Genomic DNA, 18,046 nt, shown 5'->3' with positions numbered 1-18,046 from the left:
TGGTGTTGATATATGTTAAATAATATCAATAGCTTAGGTGGATTTCGGGCCGTCCTGCCACGACGATTGATCGCGCGGCAAGCGCTGCTCGTCATCGATCACTTCGAGGTGATGCGGCGCTTCGCGGCCCCACGACCACAGCACGAGGTTGCGATCATCGGGCGTCGCACGCGAGGCAAAGCTCGGCACGATAACTCCGGCGCAGCCGGCGGCAATCAGCCGGTCGGCAAGTTCCCAGGTCGGAACGGGCTTGCGGTCAGCGGCAAGCCGCTCCCACGCGCAGCCCAGCTGTGGGAGGGTGACCTCGGCGCGCTCGCGCACCGCAGGATCGGTCAAGTCGAGCACATCGGCAATCTCGGCGCGGTAGCTGCAGATGGTCAGCGGCTGCGCCTTGAATGCGAAACCCTGCTGGGCTTCGAGCCACGCGGTCTCGAGGCTCAGCGCCGCGTAGAAGCAGGCCGTGCCGATGCGGTTGAACCGTCCGCCATGGAGTTTCGCGCCTTCGCCGGATTCAGGATCGTAGGCCCAGGCCGGATGATGCGCGCGGTAGACGAGGCCATCGAACCGGCTGAAGGAAAGCGCCACCTTGAGGTTGCCGCCGATCAGGCAAACCCGCCGGCGGCGATCCGGCCGAGATAGGCGCGGACCTTCTCGCCGAGGCCCTGGCGGACGAGTTCTTCGGCCGTGGCGTCACCGAACGAAGGCAGCGGCTGGGAGCGATACCAGGCATAGGCGGCGAGCTCGCTGCCCGCCCAGGGGATGACGCGGTTGATGATCTCGCTCACCTCGCGCAGCCGCGCTTGCGTGACTACGCTGTTACTGCGGGCAGCTTTCGAGACGGCATCGCGCGACAGTCCGGCCGCGAGAGCCAGTTCGGACTTGGTTATGTGCAAGGCTGCCGACAGCCGGTCGGGCGAGACGCCCTTCTCGCCGGTGACTTCGCTCAGGAATGCCGCGCTTGCCATGTGCCTCACCATTTGCCGAATTACGAGGCGGTATATGCGGCAAAAGGCACTAAATGTCAAGGCCGGCCCACGGGCCGCGGCAAGGCGCTAGCCGAAGGCGACGCCGAGCTTCTTGCGCTTTGCCGGGGCCGCGGCGACCTTGGGCTGCGCCTTGGCTGCTGCCTCGGCCGCAGCTTCCGGTGCAACTTTGGCCACAGCCTTCGGGCTTTGCCCAGGCTTGCGGCCAAGGCCGATCCTGACCGCCAGTTCCTTGCGCTTAGCGGCATAGTCTGGCGCGACCATTGGGTAATCCGCCGGCAGGCTCCAGCGCGTACGGTACTGGGCGGGCGTCATCCCATGCTCGGTGCCAAGATGGCGCTTGAGCATCTTCATTCTCTCGCCGCATTCAAGGCAGGTAACCGCGTCGGGCTTGACCGAGGAACGCACCGAGACGGCAGGCTTCAGCTCTGCCACCGCCGGTTCCGGCGCCTGTCCAAGCGCGGCAAGCGAAGCGTAGACCGCCTGGATCAGGCCCGGCAGGTCGAATGCCGCGACCGCATTGTTGCTGACATGGGCAGACACGATATCGGCGACATGATCCAGCAGTGCTTCGTTTTCCATGCGGGCGAGACCCTTTCCAATCCACAGTCGGGGGTTTCTAGGCGATCGGTCACCAAGACACCATAGGAGCATCGCCGCAGCGCGGCAGGCGTAGCTTGATGCTTGAAGTCCAGGGGTTCAGGCCGCGAAGAGTTCGCCCTGGGGATTAGCGGCCGTCAGGCCAGTCCGACGCAGCGGCGCGGGCTTGCGCAGCAGCGCAAGCACGCCCGGCTTGACCACATAGACCGCATGGCGTCCGCCGCCGCGGTTCTTGTGATTGGTGGCGTAGCCCGCATAGTGCCGGGTCATCAGCCCAGCGCGGACCAGATCGGAGATCGCGCGGCTAACATTGGCGCGGCCGACTGCCTGGACCTGCTCCTCGACCGCGGCCTCGATGCGCGCCGCGTCGAACTCCGGCTTCCCAGTCAGTTCGGCCTTTAGCCCCTCGGCAACGCGTGCACGCAGCGCCGCACGGCGAGCGGGCTGTGCGCTCATTGGCAGAAGCTGGGAGCAGAGCCATTCGCGCAGCAGCACCGGCGCCCCGCCCTGCGCGACGAAGGGCCCGGCCTGCCCTCGCCCGTCGGCAATCTCGGCGACAAGCTGGAGGACGAGGAAGGCGTAGCGGGGCCGGTTCGAGGCTTCGACCAGGACCGCGTAGATCCCGCCGACACCAGTGATTTCTTGGGCTCGTTCCATCGAACAGTATTGAGCACAAAAGGTGAATCCTGTGAATCCCCTTTGTGCCCCGCGCTGTCGTTTGTCGCCCGTGACACTTCGCCCGGAGGCGCCATCTGATTTGCGCGGGCCGAGTGCGCTGCTCCTACCCCGCGACCACTTTGGCCAGCATTCGGGCATGATCGAAGACCCGCCCGTCCGGGCATGTCTCGCGGGCCATGCAACATGACACTCCGCCCGAGGGCAAAGTGTCACAGATGCCATGCCCGCAAGGGGCGCCAGCCCCGAACCGGCAGGCAAGAAAATGGGGCCAGCGTGAGCCAGCCCCTTGGAAAGTTTTGGGAGAGGATGCCTGAAAGGCACTGCTGATATGGGTGCAGGGTTCTGATGCTGCAAGTGCGAAATAGACGCTGCGCGTTGCCTTTTTCGCAACTGACCTTTCGCGTCCTTCATCATCTGCATGAGTAATCGGGGGGCTGGCCTTGGCCCAATGGGAGGCGGCGCTGCCGCCTCCCGGGCTCAGGCGTCAGAGGAAGAGGACTTCCTCGGCGACGATCTCGACCGCGTAGCGTTCGACGCCCTCGCGGTCGGTCCACTTCGAGTAGTGAAGGCGGCCCTGCACCTCGACCAGGTCGCCCTTCTTCTTGTGCTTGGCGACCGAAGTGCCGAGGCCGTTGAAGGCGGTGACGCGGTGGAATTCGGCGAGGGTCTCAGTGTAGCCGGCCTCGTTCTTGACTGTCTTGCCGTCGACCAGCTTGGGGCGATCGGTGACGAGGGTGAACGAAGTGATCGCGGTCTCGCCGGCGTGGCGGGTTTCAGGAGCGGCGGCGATGCGGCCGATCAGGATGACGAGGTTCTTCATGGGGTAATCTCCGTGGCTTGAACTCGGCGGAACCGCCCGCCGATGAACACCACAGGCAGGGCCAAAGGCCCGGGCCCGCACCGAACGTCATGTGAGGGGAACCCAAAAGCGAGGAGTGGTGCGGCAAGCCCGCAAGGGCTTCACGGTCCGCTGCTTTTGGGTTGCGGCCAGGGACTGGCCCTGCAGGGTTCATCGGCAAACGAAGGGCGGTTTCGTCAGGTCAGGCCCAGCGGATCCTCGCAAAGGTCAGACCCGTCAGCCTCAGCCATTTCGCCAGACCCTGCTCTCACCCGCCAGCGCCCGCGGCAGCGGGCATTGCCTTCCTAAGCCCCCGCTCCATGCGAGTCAGAGACGCGTGGGGTCACACGAGGCCGCAACCAGCTCCTCTCCGTCCAGCGCCATGCGCTACGGCAAGGGTCTTGGTCAGATGCGCAAGCTGGCACCCACAGGCGGGCAAGGCTCGCCCCCTCGATAGGGACCCTCAGCGCCAGGGCCGCGCGAGGCCTTGCGCGACGAGGTAGTCGCCGGCGTCCACGCCGTTCACCGTGACCGTGGCAAGCGTCCGCCCATAGGGGTCGGTGCCGAGCCGCGTGATCATGACCCGTCCACGCGACAGCAGCCGCGTCAGGGCAACCCGCGAGGCTTCGCCCGCGGCAAAATCACACCAGGCATAGGACCGCCTCCGGTCCTGGCACTTGGGGCTGTCAGGCAGTTCAGGTGCATCGATGTTGGCGATGCGGACCCGCTCGCGGCCGCAGCGGATCGTGTCGCCGTCGTGAACCGAGGGCGACATGCAAAGGGCGGCGGCAGCAAGAACGATCGGCATAGGCCAGAGCCTAGCCCCCTCGCCCGCCCACGCCAACCAGCCACGCCGTCTTCCTCCACTGGCCCCGATCGTCACCCGCAGGGCCGGCATCCATGCCGGCGAGCTTGGGTGGGCGGCGGTGCGAAAGCGCCGACGCTCCGCCCTAGCGAGTAGAGCGGGTCGCCGCGGCGCCCGCGTGGGACGCGGGCGCCGGGGTGCCCCCTTCCCTCTCCACCTCGCCACATCCCGACAAAACCGGTATGATTGTGCTCGAACGCGACCTGTCCGGCCCCGCTGCCGCAGGCAGAACCGTCCAGGGGAAAGGATCCCGGCCCATGGCTGAACCACAGATGATGCCAAACGCCCTGCAGGTGGCGCACGCCGTGGCGCAGGTCCTGCGCAAGAAGCTTGCCGTGTTCGGTGCTGAAGAGATCATGCTCACGCGCGAGGAAGCCGCGCTGTGCCTCGGCCTTGCCGAAGGCGTAAGCGAACACCTGGACAAGGACGAGCAGGCCGCGGACGGAGGCAATCGGTCCCGCCCTGTGGCTAGCGGACGTTGAGCCCCAGTTCGTCCAGCAATTGCCCGGCCTGCTCGCGCGAGATCGTCGCCCCGCGAAACAGCCCGGCATCGACGAGGCGCAGCCCGCCAAGGTCAGCGCCGCGCAGATCAGAGCCGTCGAAGCGCGATCCCGCCACCATCGCCTCGCGCAGCGAACAATCCTCGAACACCGTCATGCGGAAGTCGCCCTTGCGCAGATCGGCACCGGACAGATCGACCCGGCGCAGGCTCTCCTTGCGGAACGAGAAGCCGGGCAGCTTGGCAGAGACCAGCAGCACTTCCTCGAAGTGGATGTGCATGGCGCGCGCCTCGGTGAAGTCGGCGCCGGTAAGCTTGGAGCCGGTGAACCGGCTCGAAGTCAGGCTCGCGCGGCGCATCGAACAATTGTTCCAGTCGCCGCCGACGAACTCGGCTTCGCTGAGGTTGGCGCCCGAGAAATTGGTGAACGGTCCCCGGCAGCCCTGCCAGACCGTACCTTCAAGCTTTGCTCCCGTCAGATCGCTGCGCCGCAGGTTGCAGCGTTCGAAGCGCCAGCGGGTAAGGTCGAGCCCGGAGAGGTCGGCCTCCTCGAGGTCGCAGTCGACGAGTGTGCGCGGGGCGCTGCCGATCAGACGCTCGATGTCGCTGCGCGCTAGCGTTGCACCGGCGATGGGCTGCGAAGCGAAGAGGTCATCCATCACGCGCCCGGTCGCCACGCGCCAGCTCGGGCGGGTTGGCACAATGTTCCCGTTGTCAATTGGCCGGGAGTGCGCATATAGGGAGCACAAGTGGACTGGGGGTTCCCGGTCGGCGTCATAGCCTCGGTGAGTTTCATCGGGGCTTTTCGCTTATTTGGGGCGGGAAAACCTTGAGCCCCCAGTTTTCATAGCCGCTGCCGACATTCTCGCGCCCGCCGTCGCAATAGAACTTGCGGGTCAGGACCTCGAAGGCGCGATTGTCCTGGCTCGGCCGCAACACACTCATGCCGATTGGCCTCGCCACCAGGTCTGCGAGCTGGAGCCCGGACGAGTTCGCCTTCTTGTCGGCAAAGACAATCTCGAATGGCAGGGGCGCCCCCAGCTTGTTCTCGCCGTCGCAGATCCTGCGGAACGCCAGTTCGAGGTCCTTGTCCTCCTTCTTGCCGCGGCACTCGAAGACCACGTGGGTCTTCTTGGCGTCCTGGTTCTTCTCGATGAGGAACTCGTAGAGCGTCTCAAGGCAGAACCCGAGGGCGAGATGATAGGGGTTGTCGCGTTCGACATCGCGCGCGCCGAGCCGGTGCTTGTCGATCACGCAGCTGATCAGGATGAAGTTCGACTTGTCGATGATACCGCTGAGGCCATCGATGAAACCCAGCTTCTCGGCTTCGTTAGCGAACTTGAAGGGGCCGGTTTCCTTGCGAATTTCTCGCTCGTGCAAGATCACAATGTCGTGGCCGAAATGGTTGAACTTGAACTTCTCGAGCGCCGGGACGACCTTCTCGCTGTAGTGCTTCTTGTAGAAGACGCAGAATGCGAGGACGAACAGCGGGTAATTGGGATCGACGGACTGCATGCCGTGATCCCCGCTCTCATCGACGTAGACGATGAAGTTGCTGAAGCGCCCCGTGGGCGTGGTCGCGCTCTTGCGGTCCTCGACCACCGGGTCGAGATCCAGATCGAACAAGGAAAATTGCTGGTCGGAAGCCGTCATCGCGCCGTGATGCCAGCGCGGCACCTGCAAGCCAAGCCGAAGCAGGGTTTTCCACACACCACCCCCGGGCACAGCAAACCTTGCCGCACCCGCAAGGCCGGCATAGACTGGCCCGGCGTGCCCATCCGGGGCCGCGTCAGACGAAGGAGATGCGCGAGAGGTCGAACGGGCAGCGTCGATCGCGAGAAATTGGAGCAGACCCCAATGATCCAGCGATACCGTGTGCTCGGCCGCAGCGTGGCCGAAGGCGATGAACTTCAGCACGTGCTGCGCGAGGCCTACGAGCGCAAAAGTCCGGTCCTTTGCGAATGCCGCAAGGGAACCGAGCTCCCCCTCTACATCTCGCACCGGCAGAATGGCTACGTGCTTGCACGCTGGCCGGGCTCAGGCGCGCGCCATGCGACCGCCTGCGATCACTACGACGCCCCTGATTACCTCACCGGCATGGGCCAGGTGCGTGGGTCAGCCGTGCTCGACGATGAGGCGAGCGGCGAGACCAGCCTGAAGCTCGGCTTCCCGCTGTCGCGCGGGGCGGCCCGGCTCGCGCCCGCAGCGCTTACCAATGACAAGCCGACGGTGAAGTCGTCGGGTCAGAAGCTGTCGATGCGCGGGCTGCTCCATGTGCTGTGGGACCGGGCGGAGCTCACCCACTGGCATCCGAAAATGGCGGGCAAGCGGACGTGGTTCGTGGTGCGCCGCGCACTGCTCGAGGCGGCGGCAAGTTGCCGAGCCAAGCAGGAAGCCCTGCCCCACGTGCTGTTCGTGCCCGAGAGCTTCAAGGTCGAAGAAAAGGAGGAAATCCGGGCCCGCCGCCGCGCGGCGCTTGCCCGGGTCTATGCCTCGCGGGACGAGATGATGGTGGTCGTGGGCGAGATCAAGGAGATCGTTCCCGCGCACGGCGCAGAAAGAATCGTCCTGCGCCATGTCGGCGACATGCCCTTCGTGATGGACCAGGACATGGCCCGGCGCTTTCACAAGCGGTTCGCCGGCGAACTCGCACTGTGGCAGGCGCAGGATGGACCGAACGGCAAGTGCGGTCACCTGGTTCTCGCCGGCTCGTTCGCACGGCGGCGTGAGGGCACCTTCGACCTCATCGAGGTGGCGCTTATGCCGGTGACGCCCGAGTGGCTGCCCTATGAGACCAGCGACGAGCGCTATCTCGTCGGCAAGGCGGTCGCGGAGAAGCGGCGGTTCGTGAAAGGCCTGCGCGTCAATCTCGACACTGACACGCCGATCGCCAGCCTGGTGCTCAAGGACACCGGCGAGGAAGCGAGCGCGATCCACATCCACGACCGCGACAACGAGGTGGCAGAGCCATTGGAGGCACTGCTCGCCGGACAGGGCGTCGCGCACCTGCTGTGGAAGGAAGGCGAGCCGCTCCCGGCCCGCGTCAATCGGCCGCCGCGGCGAAGCTGGCAGGCGCAGCAGGCGGCCTGAGCGGCGTCAGTCGTCCGCGCGCGGCAGCGGCCTGGTCGGCAACAGGTCGAGACGCCGGGGCGTGTCGCCAATCGACCGCAAGGCCTCGAGCCGCGCCGCGACCTCCCCCCCGTGCCGGGTGATCTCGATGCGGTTCAGGCCGACGATCGTCCAGACCGCGAGGTCGGGCCGCTCGGTCACGTGGACCGAGTAGGCGATGGGGAGCTTCTCGGGGTAAAGCCAGAGCAGCAGCACCGGCAGCGCGGCGAGATTGGGTTTGCCGTCGATCGCGGCGAGGCTCATCGCGCCCCTGTCTCGGTCATACTGGCAGGTGATCCCCAGCGGTTCGGGATATCCGATCAGGCCGAGGATGGTTTCGCGCGCGTTCGCGCCGAACACGCCGTCGAGTTCGGCCGGTGGCTGAGCATTCGCGTCCTCGGCCACCTCGGCGAGGAACAGTTCGATCGCGGCGAAGCGCGCGGCTTCCTCGCGGGTGCAGGCGATTTCGAAGGACAGCGTGATGGAGGACATCGGGGCAGGCTCCGCATTGGCCGCGCCCCGGCGCGTCCCATCGCCGGCAAGGGCGTAGGACGGCAGAACCGCGCGGGAGTGAAGGTTCAGAGGACGAGGTGGCGCTCGACGTGGGTGCGTTCGCGCGGCCTCTGCAGATTGAAGACCGGGACGCCGTGGCTGGCCGCGATGCGCAGCGCCTGGCCGGTGCCGCCCGAGGCCTCGCCGTTGGCGGTCCAGCACAGCACGAATTCTGCAGGGCTATCGAGCGCGGGGCCCAGAACCTGAAACACATTGCGGGTGTGGAGCGCCTGGACGAAATCCGAGAGCCCGGCAAAGGCCGGATGGTGGGCGGCGGCGATCGCGCGTGCCTTGCCCCAGAGCTCGGCCCCGAGCGCATCGGGATGGAACTCGCTTACCGAACCGCGCCACCCCGCCGCCGGTAGAAAGATCTGCGCATTGCGGCCAGCCCCGCGTTCGAACGCACTGTCGGCGCCGATCGCGTGGCCTGAGCGCAGGACATAGCCGCGCTTGGTGAGCGCGAAGGCGGCGCGGGTCATCAGGCTGAGGATCTCGGGCGGCGTCGCGCGCGCGCCGATCCCGGCATAGAAGCGAGGCATGGGCTTGGACTCCCTCAAAGGAACGCCCAGCTCCAGCCCCCTCCCCTTAACCCGTGTCGGCAGCGGCGACCGTGGCAGGACCGTAGGCGGCGAGCAGGTTGCGGTGGAGCACCGCGTTCTCAGCGGGAAAGAAGCTGCCGTCGGCGCCCGGCCGGGTGATCTGGAGCGCGGCGGCGATAACCTCGCGAAACGGCCGCATGACGGCGCGCGAGCCCTCGTAGGTCACCGGCTGCGGAAATCCCGCCGCGATCCAGGTGGCGGGTTCGACAAGGTCGTCGACCCAGGCATGCGCGTCTTCGGGCAAGGGCAGTTCCGCCGAGACCAGCCACAAGGTCCGGTATGTCCCGAAATCATGGGCATTGGCGATGAGGGCAAAGCCGAGAGGCAGCGGCGGCTCGCCGTTGAGGGCAATGATTGCGGCCTTGTAGGCGAGCAGTTCGAGGGTGTTGGCCGCGGCAAAGTCCGCGCATTGCCCCAGCTGCGCGCAGGGCTCATCGGCGGGACCGGCGCCGAGTTCGAGGATCCGGTGCCGGGTCATCGCGCGGCCTCCTTTGGGCCATCCGGGTACCAGGCGAGTTCCACCGCGTCCGGATGAGCGGCATCGAAGGCCGCGATGCGCGCATATGTAATGAGGCCCGCGCGATCCCTCAGCCCGACGTAGCCGCCGTAGAAGCGGCCACCGGCATGGACGAACTGGGCGTGGATGTCGTCGCTCACCGCCTCGGTGACGAAGAATCCCGGCACGCCGGCGATGTGCGCCGGCGGCAGGACGCCGAGCATGTCGTCGAAGAAGGCCTCGCTCACCCGCGACAGCGGGAAGCGGGCGAGCACTGCCTCGCGCGAGGAGGCCAGCAGGGCCCCATCAGCTATGGTCATTGGGCTCACCTTCGGTCACCTGGAAGGCCGGGATCGTCAGCTCGGCGCGGGTCATCTCGCGTTTGAGATCGCGCAGCCGGGTGAAGCTGTTGATCCACGACGGCGGGTAGAGGACGTATTCGTCCTCGCTCGCCGTGTAGTCGCGCATCGGGCCTTGCCCGTCGAACAGGATGATTTCGGGGAGGAAGGCGCCGAGGCACCCACCCGACCAGCGGCGGAACGGCAGGCCATGGTCGGCGCAGAACGCATCGATCTCGGGGATTTGTCCGCCATTAAGCTCGGTGCCATAGAGCTCGAGCGGCTCGCCGCCGGGCAGTGCCGCAGGATCGAAGGGTTCGCCGTCCCACTCGGTGCGCAGGTCGTAGTCGGCCGCGTGCGCGGCGAAGGCTTCGAGATGTTCGCGCGGCAGTGCGCCGCCGATGGTGATGTGGACGGGGGCTCGGTCGCCCATGGGCTTGGGTCCTTTCGCTTGGGTCTGATCCGACCGGCGAAGCCCCCCTCCCCTCAGCCTGACGTCGCCGCGGACCTCCCTGCGCCCCAGCGCTCGGCTGTGCGGTCGATGGCGAGTTCACTGGAACAGGTCTGGCACAGCGCGAAGGCTTCAGCAGGTGTGCCCGCGAGCCACTGCTCCCAGTTTACTCGTGCGAGGACGACGGGCATGCGGTCGTGTACGTCGGCCATCTGCGCGCAGCCGTCGACCATGACCATCGAATAGGCCGCGCCCCATTCCTCGGTCGGGTGCCAAAGGCCGGCAACGGCAAAGACCTCTTCGCCCGCCAGCGAGTACCAGGTCCGGGTCATCTGGCCCTTGATGCCCTCGGCCTCGGCCCAGGCAGTGACGGGGATCAGGCAGCGGCGGCGCTCGAAGCTCGGCCGCCAAAATGACGTGCCGAGCTTGTCCTCGCGCGCATTGTTGACCGGCTTGGGCTTGAGTGTCTGCCCGTTCTTGCCCTTCAGCGCGAGCGGGAATCCCCAGGTCATCACCCGCGTCTCGCCTTCGGCGACAACAAGGCCGGGATAGCCCGGGTAAACTTCGGCGGCAAAGTTCGCGCCTGCCCCACCCCGCGCACCGAACAGCCGGGCGATTTCCGCAGGGGCCTTGGTCATGCGATACAAGTTGCACATCCGCCGTTGCTCGGCGGACCACCCTGCCCTGTCAACCGGAACGGGCAGCGGCACCAGCCATCTTGCAAAAATGTTCTTCCTATGTTCTCATATCGGCATGGAACGAATCGATACGTCTGCTGTCGCTCATGCGATCCTGGACGCCCCGGGCTGGGCGCGGGTCGGAATCACGGCCGCAAGCTCCTGCCTGCGCGAAGATGCCGCGCTCGAACTCGCCCGCGTGATCGCCGATGCGGTTGGCGCTCCCGTCAGTGCACCCTCGCCCAAGCAGTCGATACTACCGCTCTGAAGCACACCAGTTCAGCCCGTCGGGCGCGCGAGCAGCGCCTCGATCTGCGGGTCGAGCGGAAATCCGAAACGCCGGGCGATTTCGGCGGCGTGTTCGAAGTCGGCGACGCTGACGTGGAGCGAGCGGGCGAGATCTGCGAGCGTCTCGCCCTCGCGCGGCGCGGACAGGGCATGGAGATTCCCGTGCGCCTGCGTGACCGCGAACGGCCAGGTCATAGCGACGCCGACCACCTCCTCTGCAAGCACGACCAGCGTGTCGCCGGTGCGGATGGCCTCGTCGCACTGCACCGCGTCGTAAGCGTTGCCGGTGCTGGCAAAGGCGTGGTGGCGCCGGGTGGTGAAGGCGAAGCGTTCGCTCATCGTCAGCATTGTGGTTCTCCGGAATTCCCCATGCAAATGAAGAGGCGGAACGCCGGGCGGGGGGCAGTGCCGGCGTTCCGCCTCAGGCCGCGCGGGGGCTTATCCGCGGCCTTTGCACGTGGACGGGGACCCGCTTGGGGTCCCCGCCGGTTGGAGTTGGACTTGCCGATCAGGCGTCGACGAGGGGCGGCAGCGCGCCTTCGTGTTCGGCGCCGTCCTTGGCGCCCACCCGGCCGCGCTTGGCAGGCGGGGTCGCGGTGCTCTCGCCCAGACCGTCGCCAGCCTGTTCTTCGCTGCGGTCGCTGCCACCGGCATCGTCAGCCGGGAACATGTCGCTCTCGCCGTATTCGGCCGAACCGAGCTGGGTGTTCCGGCGGCGCGGACGCTGCCAGGCGATCGCCATCGTGCCATCTTCGCGCGGGAACGCGGCGATGTATAGCGGCTGCGCCATCGACGGATCGTCGATCTTGCCCTGGTAGAAGCTCTCGCCGGTCGCGTTCGAGGAGAGCTCGAAGAGCGCACCGACGATCACCCAGCGGCGCTGGTCGTTGAGCGCGACGATCTCGAAGCGGGGCGCGCGGGGGTTGCTGGAGGTCACCGGCCGCAGGCCGATGGTGCGGGTGATGGTGAGCGTTTCGACAGAGCCGATCAGCTGGCCGTTGGCGTTCTTGCGGATTTCACCGATGTTCATGGACGTTCTCCTAGGTGGATCGATTGCGACCGAACCCCTTGTTCGATCACTCTCTTCCCACCCCCCTTCCCTCCCGGCCGTCAGGCCGAAGCTGCGGGCTGCTGCCCGCAGGGAGAAATCCGATTGGTTTCCGATCAATGCCCGGCGAAAACCCGCTCACGATTTGCTCTGCGGGCATACCGTCGGTAATGCCTTGAGTGGTTCAACAGGGAGCAAGAATAGATGCCGACATTGTCGTGGCTGACGCGCGAAAAGGACGTGAAGCGCGCTGAGGCCGTGGCGTATCGCCTGCTTGAGCGCGACACCGAACTATCATTCGGCTGTGATGATCCGGCCGAGGGTGGCGGAAACATGCTCATCCAAGGCGATAATCTTGAGGCACTGAAGAGCCTGCTGCCCTATTATCGCGGGCAGGTGAAATGCATCTACATCGACCCGCCCTATAATACGCGCAGCGCCTTCGATCATTACGACGACAATCTGGAGCACAGCCAGTGGTTGGCGATGATCTGGCCGCGCTTGGTGCTGCTGCGCGAACTGCTGGCGGAGGACGGCAGCATTTGGGTGTCAATCGACGACAACGAAGGGCACTACCTCAAGGTCATCATGGACGAAGTGTTCGGTCGGCGGAACTTCATCGCGTCGAATGTTTGGCAGAAGCGGTATTCGCGCGAAAATCGAGAAGCGATTGGTGACGTCCACGAGTACATGTTCGTGTACGCTAAGTCTCCGGAAGCTTTCAAAGCATCGCGGAATCGCATTCCCCTCGATGAGCAACAGGCCAAAATCTACAAGAACCCAAGCAATCCGAAGGAAACAGATCCGACTAAACGTTGGCGCGGCCTCCCAATGACTGCGCAAGGATTCCGACCCAACCAGATGTATGTAATCACATCGCCGAACGGCACGCAGCATCGTCCGCCGGAGGGCCGTTGCTGGTCGATGGTGGAGCCGGAGTTCGAGAAGCTGAAAGCACGCGACCGAATCTATTGGGGGAAAGATGGCAAGGCACAGCCGAGCGTGATTCGGTATCTTTCCGAGGTTGAAGGCTTGGTTCCCTGGACGTGGTGGCCTCACACCGAAGTGGGCCACACGGACGAAAGCAAAAAGGAATGCAATGCGTTGTTCGGTGCCGATGTCAGTTTTGGAACCCCCAAGCCTGAACGCCTTCTCGAACGCATTCTCCACATCGCCTCCAACCCCGGCGATCTCGTACTCGACTCGTTTCTGGGTTCAGGCACAACTGCCGCAGTCGCGCAGAAGATGGGCCGACGCTGGATCGGCGTAGAAATGGGTGATCATGCTGTCACGCACTGTGCACCGCGCCTCAAAAAGGTGATTGAGGGCGAACAGGGCGGCATATCGCAATCCGTGGGGTGGCAGGGCGGCGGAGGGTTTGCCTTCTACCGGCTTGGCGAAGCGGTGTTCGATGAAGATGGCGCGATCAATCCGGGCGTGGCCTTCGCCCCGCTCGCCGCGCATATCTGGTTTGCCGAAACAGGCACGCCGATGACGGTGCCGGGCAACGGCCCGTTCCTCGGGCACCACGACGGCAACGGGCTGGCGCTGCTCTACAACGGCATACTGGGCGACAAGAGCGTATCGGGCGGCAATGTGCTCACCCGCAAGACGCTGGGCATGATCCGCGCGTCTGCCGGCGAGTTTGCCGGGCCGATGACGGTCTATGGTGAGGCCTGCCGACTTTCGCCCGAAACGCTGAAGGCCGAGGGCATCGTGTTCAAGCAGACCCCCTATGACGTGAGGGCCCGCTGATGCAGCTCAAGCAATATCAGACCGACACGCTGGCCGTGTTGCGCCGCTTCTTCGAGGAAGCACGGCTGCACGGGCCGAAGGGCGCCTATGAGGCGATCACCTCAGCGCCAGAACAGGCGAAGCGTCTGCGCGGCTATGGCGGCAAGTATGAGCCGCTGCTCGGGCAGGAAGAGATGCCCTATGTCTGCCTGCGGCTGCCAACCGGCGGCGGCAAGACACTGCTGGGCGCGCACGCCATCGGCGTTGCCAAGGATGCCTGGATCGAGCGGGACTTCCCCCTCGTCCTGTGGCTGGTGCCCACCAACATGATCCGCACCCAGACCGTTGATGCGCTGAACGACCCGAAGCACCCCTATCGCCGTGCGCTGGACGACCAATTCGGCGGGCGGGTGCGCGTGTTCGACATCGGCGATTTCCGGCGTCTGACGAAGCAGGATCTAGACGCCAACTGCTGCGTGGTCGTCGGCACGCTGCAAACTCTGCGGGTGGACAACACCGAAGGGCGCAAGGTCTACAAGCACGACGAGAATCTTGCTCCCGTCTTTGCCGATGTGCCCAAGCGGATGCCGGGGCTGGAAACGCTGAGCGAGAGTGAGGTCAAGGAAACCGGCGGGCACCCCGACGACATCCGTTTCAGCTTCGCCAACCTTTGCCACCTGCGTCAGCCACTGATGATCGTGGACGAAGCGCACAAGGCGGTGACGGGCCTTTCGCGCGAGATGCAGGCGCGGGTGAACCCCTGCGCCATCGTGGAATTTACCGCCACGCCGCACAAGAAGAGCAACATCCTCCATTCGGTCAGCGCGATGGAGCTGAAGGATGCGGAGATGATCAAGCTGCCAGTGCGGCTTGAGGAGCATGAGACCTGGGAGAACGCGGTCACCGGTGCGATCCTGAAGCGTGCCGAACTGGCCGAGGAAGCTGCCAAGGACCGCGCGAACTACATCCGCCCGATCGTGCTGTTCCAGGCAGAGGACAGGAGCCGCGAGGTGACCGTCGACGTGCTGCGCCAGCACCTGATCGACACGCACCATATCGACCCCAAAGCGATTGCTGTCGCCACCGGCGACCAGCGCGATCTCGACGGGATCGACCTGTTCAAGCCCGATTGCGCAATCGAATATGTCATTACGGTGGAGGCGCTGAAGGAAGGCTGGGACTGTTCCTTCGCCTACGTCTTCTGCTCGGTTGCCAACATCAAGAGTTCGACCGATGCGGAGCAGCTGCTCGGCCGAGTGCTGCGCATGCCCTACGCCACGCGGCGCAAGGCTCCCGTGCTGAACAAAGCCTACGCCAACCTTGTCTCCAAGAGCTTCGCCGAGGCCGCAAACACCCTTCGCGACCGGTTGGTGGAGATGGGCTTCGAAGAGAGCGAAGCCGAGGCCAATATCGAGGCGGAACAGGGGTCGCTCGACGAGGGTCTTTGGGGTGAGAAGCGCCGCCCCAAGCCTACCGCCCGGATCGAGGTCGACGCCGCGCCGGATGTGCTCGCTGCCGTGAAGGCTGCGGCGCCGGACAAGGTGAAGATCGAGGCAGCACCAGGTGCCGCGCCGGTCATCACCGTCACTGGCTTTCTAAGGCAGGCGGAAAAGGACGTGATCTATGCCGCGTTGCCCGAGAAGGCGGCAAACGTGGTGCGAGAAGCCATTGCCCAGCACGAGCTGGAGCACGCACACAACGCCTCACCCGCCGAAAAGGGCGCGGAGTTCGTCATCCCGCGCTTGATGGCCGCGGTGCAAGGTGAGCTGGTATTCGCTGACACCGATGTGCTCGGCGAGTATTTCGAGTGGTCGCTGGCGGACCATTCCGCCCAGCTCAGCAAGGCTGAATTCGACGTGCGCGACACGTCCGAGGCCTTCGAGATCGACCTCGATGGCGACAACCTGTTGGTGCGGCACAGCGATCAGACCGATCAGCTGATGCTCGAGGTGCCGGTCGATGGCTGGACCGCGGGGGGCCTCGTCAATCTGCTCGCGCGGCAGGTGCGGCAGGCGGATAGCGCGATCGGCCACGGTGAAATGATCGTCTGGCTGAGCGACGTAGTCGCCCACCTCAGCGGGCCGCGCGCTATCCCGCTCGCCACACTCATGCGCTGCCGCTTCATCCTAGCGCGCAAGCTGCGCGATAAGCTCGCTGCAATTCGGGCCGAAGTACGCAACGGCGTGTACCAGAAGTGCCTTTTCGCGCCAGAAGCCAGGCCAGAGCTATCGTTTGAAAACGGGTTCCGGTTCCACGATACAATGTTTGTAGGCGTACCCTGCTATCGGGGGACCAAGTATCGGTTCACCAAGCATTTCCTTGGATGGGACCGCGTTCCCCGGTTCGACGGCAAGGGTGATGATGGCGCCGAGGGCGACGAGTTTAAAGCTGCTCAGCAACTCGATAGCATTGGAGACGTCGAGTTTTGGGTTAGGAACGTCGCCAAACATCCTGATGCGTTTTGGCTCCCATTGGCTAGCGGCCGCACGTATCCTGATTTTGTAGCCAAGCTGAAGGACGGCCGGTTGCTCGTCGTCGAGTACAAAGGCGATCACTTGGTTGCAGATTCAACCGCGAAGCGGGCAATTGGTGCGCTTTGGCAAAACGCAAGCGAGGGTCAGGGAGTTTACGTCTTCGCAGAGAAAGAGCGAGATGGGATGGGCGTCAAACAGCAGATTCTCATGGCAATACAGTAAATTAGTTGTTCGTCCTGTCGGGACGCTCCTGAACGGCAGGTTGTGAAATGCGAGGGTCAGCCATCTAACGTTCCGACAGTTAGGCTCGGCCGTCGACTTGCGACCCTAGTCGGTCATTCAGCCACCGATTTTCGCTCCTCAAGTGCAGACCGGCTGCTATCGCGACTGGGCCGCCGTTCGACCAAGCGCTTATCCAAGGCCAGCCTCCGCGATAAACGGGGTCGGAGTGTTCTTCCAGTGAGATTGATCAGACGCTACGACGAGGACACGCTTGGCGCGGGTAAGGCCGACGTAGAATAGTCGCCGAGACTCGTCATATGCCTCCTGCGTCGATGTCGAGAAATGCGGGATACTGCCATTATTCATACAGATCAGAGCAACGCCATCGAATTCGCGCCCCTTGGAATTGTGCAGCGTGATCAGCTTGAGCGCATGCTCGGGATTGGCGAATAGGCCCATATCGGCGATCAGCAGATTCGCGAGATCGACCTTGCTGGACTGCATGTCGGACAACATTTCTTCGGCGGAATCGATCAGCGGTTGTTTGGCGCTGCCTGGCAACCATTCCTCGCGTTCGAGATAGCCACCAGCCTCGCGGGCGATGGCCCGCAGCCAAGCGACGCCGCCGGGATGCTGGTCGGCAAGTTCACGAGCGAGATAGATAAGGCCGAGCGCCACGCGACGCCCCTGATAGCTGAACATGTCGTAGCGGGAGTTCCCGGTGAGATCACCGATGAGCCGAAACAGTGCCCGCTCGACACCCGGAAGTCCGAGGTAATTGCCGGCCTCGGCGCAAGCTCCAAGTTGCTCGGCAAGTCCGGCAATCAGACGCCGACGCCTATATGGGCGCGCGCCCGGACCGAAGACCGGGACGTCGAATTCGCGGAGGGCGCGGGCGACAGGGATGAGATGCGTCCACCATGGCGCAAGGATCGCGGCTTTGCCGAGCGTGATGCCGGCATCCTGCAGGGCGGGCAGGAAATGATCGGTAATGGCGTCGATCGGTCGGCCTACATGGACGTAGTTCACTTGCGCCGCGAGCTGGGCTGCATCGCCCGCCGACTGCATCCTTGGTACGGTCGGAATAAGTGTTGATGCAGTGCTGACTATCGCCGGCCCGCATCGGAAGTTGCCGGTAAGGGCAGTGTCGCGGTGCGCGTCGATCTGATCGCCGAACTGTTCGGCGAGTTCGGGGCGAGCGCCGGCGAAGCGCATGATCGACTGGTTCTGGTCACCGACGAGAAAGAAACTGGTGTGGAGGAAATGCCGGAGCGCGCCGAAGATGGCGATCTGGATGTCTGTGGTGTCCTGGAATTCGTCGATCAGCAGCCACGCAAAACGGCTCGCGATGCCGCGTCCGACGAACGGGTGCTGTTCGAGAATCGTCCATGAATAATAGAGGATCATCGCGAAATCGAGGTATCCGTGGGCACGGACCCGCTCCCAATAGAGCGCGGCGGATTCGTGGGTGACGATGCCGGTCTCGATACCCTGGCCGCAAGGTTCGCCGTTCACGTCGATGCGAAGCGATTCATAATCGTCGAACACCTGCCCGACGGGCATGCGACCGAAGGCGTGAGAACACCGGGAATAAAA

22 protein-coding genes are annotated in these 18,046 nt (G+C 64.7%); 5 read left to right on the top strand and 17 right to left on the bottom strand.

Going from position 1 to position 18,046, the window contains the following annotated elements; translation table 11 throughout:
• Window positions 1–33 precede the first annotated feature (33 nt).
• The 6 genes from H926_RS0100250 to H926_RS0100225 form a co-directional block, all read right to left on the bottom strand.
• A complete protein-coding gene (locus H926_RS0100250) occupies window positions 34–585 on the bottom strand; it encodes an RES family NAD+ phosphorylase (RefSeq protein WP_022674507.1) in 552 nt (183 codons plus the stop codon).
• Window positions 586–602: 17 nt separating this feature from the next.
• Window positions 603–965, bottom strand: coding sequence for an antitoxin Xre/MbcA/ParS toxin-binding domain-containing protein (locus H926_RS0100245; protein WP_022674506.1), 363 nt, complete (start codon window positions 963–965; stop codon window positions 603–605).
• Between the two features lie 87 nt (window positions 966–1,052).
• Window positions 1,053–1,565, bottom strand: coding sequence for a MucR family transcriptional regulator (locus tag H926_RS0100240; RefSeq protein ID WP_022674505.1), 513 nt, complete (start codon window positions 1,563–1,565; stop codon window positions 1,053–1,055).
• A 117-nt stretch (window positions 1,566–1,682) separates the two neighbouring features.
• Window positions 1,683–2,240, bottom strand: a complete 558-nt coding sequence (locus tag H926_RS0100235) for a hypothetical protein (protein WP_022674504.1) — start codon at window positions 2,238–2,240, stop codon at window positions 1,683–1,685.
• Window positions 2,241–2,745: 505 nt separating this feature from the next.
• A complete protein-coding gene (locus tag H926_RS0100230) occupies window positions 2,746–3,081 on the bottom strand; it encodes a single-stranded DNA-binding protein (protein ID WP_006949404.1) in 336 nt (111 codons plus the stop codon).
• Between the two features lie 481 nt (window positions 3,082–3,562).
• Window positions 3,563–3,907 (bottom strand): thermonuclease family protein, encoded by a 345-nt coding sequence (locus H926_RS0100225; protein ID WP_022674503.1) that lies wholly within the window; start codon window positions 3,905–3,907, stop codon window positions 3,563–3,565.
• A gap of 314 nt (window positions 3,908–4,221) precedes the next feature.
• On the opposite strand from H926_RS0100225, the gene H926_RS24815 reads away from it, so the two are divergent.
• Window positions 4,222–4,446, top strand: a complete 225-nt coding sequence (locus tag H926_RS24815; RefSeq protein ID WP_237740947.1) for a hypothetical protein — start codon at window positions 4,222–4,224, stop codon at window positions 4,444–4,446.
• On the opposite strand, the gene H926_RS0100215 is transcribed toward H926_RS24815, so the two are convergent.
• Both H926_RS0100215 and H926_RS0100210 read right to left on the bottom strand, forming a co-directional pair.
• A complete protein-coding gene (locus H926_RS0100215; protein WP_028657372.1) occupies window positions 4,433–5,122 on the bottom strand; it encodes a pentapeptide repeat-containing protein in 690 nt (229 codons plus the stop codon). The genes H926_RS24815 and H926_RS0100215 overlap by 14 nt on opposite strands.
• A 133-nt stretch (window positions 5,123–5,255) precedes the next feature.
• Window positions 5,256–6,380 carry a DUF3800 domain-containing protein gene (locus H926_RS0100210; RefSeq protein ID WP_237740946.1) on the bottom strand — a complete coding sequence of 375 codons (1,125 nt, stop codon included), beginning with the start codon at window positions 6,378–6,380 and terminating at the stop codon, window positions 5,256–5,258.
• Between H926_RS0100210 and H926_RS0100205 the strand changes: the two genes are divergently transcribed.
• Window positions 6,321–7,553 carry a DUF1173 domain-containing protein gene (locus H926_RS0100205; RefSeq protein WP_022674499.1) on the top strand — a complete coding sequence of 411 codons (1,233 nt, stop codon included), beginning with the start codon at window positions 6,321–6,323 and terminating at the stop codon, window positions 7,551–7,553. The two genes, H926_RS0100210 and H926_RS0100205, sit on opposite strands and share 60 nt — an antisense overlap.
• A gap of 6 nt (window positions 7,554–7,559) precedes the next feature.
• Here H926_RS0100205 and H926_RS0100200 read toward each other — a convergent pair whose 3' ends face one another.
• The 6 genes from H926_RS0100200 to H926_RS0100175 form a co-directional block, all read right to left on the bottom strand.
• Entirely contained in the window at window positions 7,560–8,063 is a 504-nt protein-coding gene (locus tag H926_RS0100200) for a hypothetical protein (RefSeq protein ID WP_022674498.1), read from the bottom strand.
• Between the two features lie 86 nt (window positions 8,064–8,149).
• Entirely contained in the window at window positions 8,150–8,662 is a 513-nt protein-coding gene (locus H926_RS0100195) for a hypothetical protein (protein WP_022674497.1), read from the bottom strand.
• A gap of 46 nt (window positions 8,663–8,708) precedes the next feature.
• Complete coding sequence (locus H926_RS0100190; protein ID WP_022674496.1) at window positions 8,709–9,200, bottom strand: hypothetical protein; 492 nt, start codon at window positions 9,198–9,200, stop codon at window positions 8,709–8,711.
• Window positions 9,197–9,538 carry a hypothetical protein gene (locus H926_RS0100185; protein ID WP_022674495.1) on the bottom strand — a complete coding sequence of 114 codons (342 nt, stop codon included), beginning with the start codon at window positions 9,536–9,538 and terminating at the stop codon, window positions 9,197–9,199. The genes H926_RS0100190 and H926_RS0100185 overlap by 4 nt, the downstream gene beginning before the upstream one ends.
• Window positions 9,525–9,989 (bottom strand): hypothetical protein, encoded by a 465-nt coding sequence (locus tag H926_RS0100180; RefSeq protein WP_022674494.1) that lies wholly within the window; start codon window positions 9,987–9,989, stop codon window positions 9,525–9,527. Before H926_RS0100180 ends, H926_RS0100185 begins: the two co-directional genes overlap by 14 nt.
• A 53-nt stretch (window positions 9,990–10,042) precedes the next feature.
• Window positions 10,043–10,663 carry an SOS response-associated peptidase gene (locus H926_RS0100175; protein WP_022674493.1) on the bottom strand — a complete coding sequence of 207 codons (621 nt, stop codon included), beginning with the start codon at window positions 10,661–10,663 and terminating at the stop codon, window positions 10,043–10,045.
• On the opposite strand from H926_RS0100175, the gene H926_RS34380 reads away from it, so the two are divergent.
• Entirely contained in the window at window positions 10,644–10,952 is a 309-nt protein-coding gene (locus tag H926_RS34380) for a DUF6771 family protein (protein ID WP_237740945.1), read from the top strand. The two genes, H926_RS0100175 and H926_RS34380, sit on opposite strands and share 20 nt — an antisense overlap.
• 11 nt (window positions 10,953–10,963) lie before the next feature.
• Here the strand turns inward: H926_RS34380 and H926_RS0100165 are convergent, their stop codons facing one another.
• Both H926_RS0100165 and H926_RS0100160 read right to left on the bottom strand, forming a co-directional pair.
• A complete protein-coding gene (locus H926_RS0100165) occupies window positions 10,964–11,320 on the bottom strand; it encodes a hypothetical protein (protein WP_022674491.1) in 357 nt (118 codons plus the stop codon).
• A 160-nt stretch (window positions 11,321–11,480) separates the two neighbouring features.
• Window positions 11,481–12,002 carry a DUF736 domain-containing protein gene (locus tag H926_RS0100160; protein WP_022674490.1) on the bottom strand — a complete coding sequence of 174 codons (522 nt, stop codon included), beginning with the start codon at window positions 12,000–12,002 and terminating at the stop codon, window positions 11,481–11,483.
• A gap of 222 nt (window positions 12,003–12,224) precedes the next feature.
• Here H926_RS0100160 and H926_RS0100155 point away from each other — a divergent pair, with 222 nt between their 5' ends.
• Both H926_RS0100155 and H926_RS0100150 read left to right on the top strand, forming a co-directional pair.
• Entirely contained in the window at window positions 12,225–13,775 is a 1,551-nt protein-coding gene (locus H926_RS0100155; RefSeq protein ID WP_022674489.1) for a site-specific DNA-methyltransferase, read from the top strand.
• Entirely contained in the window at window positions 13,775–16,450 is a 2,676-nt protein-coding gene (locus H926_RS0100150; RefSeq protein WP_022674488.1) for a DEAD/DEAH box helicase, read from the top strand. The genes H926_RS0100155 and H926_RS0100150 overlap by 1 nt, the downstream gene beginning before the upstream one ends.
• A gap of 189 nt (window positions 16,451–16,639) precedes the next feature.
• Here the strand turns inward: H926_RS0100150 and H926_RS0100145 are convergent.
• Window positions 16,640–18,046 (bottom strand): UvrD-helicase domain-containing protein (locus tag H926_RS0100145; protein ID WP_028657370.1); only part of this gene is annotated, 1,407 nt, incomplete at its 5' end.

The sequence above is a fragment of the Novosphingobium sp. B-7 genome (assembly GCF_000410615.1).
GTDB classification, from domain to species: Bacteria; Pseudomonadota; Alphaproteobacteria; order Sphingomonadales; family Sphingomonadaceae; genus Novosphingobium; species Novosphingobium capsulatum.
This window is presented reverse-complemented; position numbering and strand designations above follow the sequence as displayed.

What these genes read in the sequence shown, in the direction of transcription:
- H926_RS0100245 (WP_022674506.1), bottom strand. Translation starts at nt 965, where the DNA reads ATGGCAAGCGCGGCATTCCTGAGCGAAGTCACCGGCGAGAAGGGCGTC.
- H926_RS0100240 (WP_022674505.1), bottom strand. Translation starts at nt 1,565, where the DNA reads ATGGAAAACGAAGCACTGCTGGATCATGTCGCCGATATCGTGTCTGCC.
- H926_RS0100235 (WP_022674504.1), bottom strand. Translation starts at nt 2,240, where the DNA reads ATGGAACGAGCCCAAGAAATCACTGGTGTCGGCGGGATCTACGCGGTC.
- H926_RS0100230 (WP_006949404.1), bottom strand. Translation starts at nt 3,081, where the DNA reads ATGAAGAACCTCGTCATCCTGATCGGCCGCATCGCCGCCGCTCCTGAA.
- H926_RS0100225 (WP_022674503.1), bottom strand. Translation starts at nt 3,907, where the DNA reads ATGCCGATCGTTCTTGCTGCCGCCGCCCTTTGCATGTCGCCCTCGGTT.
- H926_RS24815 (WP_237740947.1), top strand. Translation starts at nt 4,222, where the DNA reads ATGGCTGAACCACAGATGATGCCAAACGCCCTGCAGGTGGCGCACGCC.
- H926_RS0100215 (WP_028657372.1), bottom strand. Translation starts at nt 5,122, where the DNA reads ATGGATGACCTCTTCGCTTCGCAGCCCATCGCCGGTGCAACGCTAGCG.
- H926_RS0100205 (WP_022674499.1), top strand. Translation starts at nt 6,321, where the DNA reads ATGATCCAGCGATACCGTGTGCTCGGCCGCAGCGTGGCCGAAGGCGAT.
- H926_RS0100200 (WP_022674498.1), bottom strand. Translation starts at nt 8,063, where the DNA reads ATGTCCTCCATCACGCTGTCCTTCGAAATCGCCTGCACCCGCGAGGAA.
- H926_RS0100195 (WP_022674497.1), bottom strand. Translation starts at nt 8,662, where the DNA reads ATGCCTCGCTTCTATGCCGGGATCGGCGCGCGCGCGACGCCGCCCGAG.
- H926_RS0100190 (WP_022674496.1), bottom strand. Translation starts at nt 9,200, where the DNA reads ATGACCCGGCACCGGATCCTCGAACTCGGCGCCGGTCCCGCCGATGAG.
- H926_RS0100185 (WP_022674495.1), bottom strand. Translation starts at nt 9,538, where the DNA reads ATGACCATAGCTGATGGGGCCCTGCTGGCCTCCTCGCGCGAGGCAGTG.
- H926_RS0100180 (WP_022674494.1), bottom strand. Translation starts at nt 9,989, where the DNA reads ATGGGCGACCGAGCCCCCGTCCACATCACCATCGGCGGCGCACTGCCG.
- H926_RS34380 (WP_237740945.1), top strand. Translation starts at nt 10,644, where the DNA reads ATGCGATACAAGTTGCACATCCGCCGTTGCTCGGCGGACCACCCTGCC.
- H926_RS0100175 (WP_022674493.1), bottom strand. Translation starts at nt 10,663, where the DNA reads ATGTGCAACTTGTATCGCATGACCAAGGCCCCTGCGGAAATCGCCCGG.
- H926_RS0100165 (WP_022674491.1), bottom strand. Translation starts at nt 11,320, where the DNA reads ATGCTGACGATGAGCGAACGCTTCGCCTTCACCACCCGGCGCCACCAC.
- H926_RS0100160 (WP_022674490.1), bottom strand. Translation starts at nt 12,002, where the DNA reads ATGAACATCGGTGAAATCCGCAAGAACGCCAACGGCCAGCTGATCGGC.
- H926_RS0100155 (WP_022674489.1), top strand. Translation starts at nt 12,225, where the DNA reads ATGCCGACATTGTCGTGGCTGACGCGCGAAAAGGACGTGAAGCGCGCT.
- H926_RS0100150 (WP_022674488.1), top strand. Translation starts at nt 13,775, where the DNA reads ATGCAGCTCAAGCAATATCAGACCGACACGCTGGCCGTGTTGCGCCGC.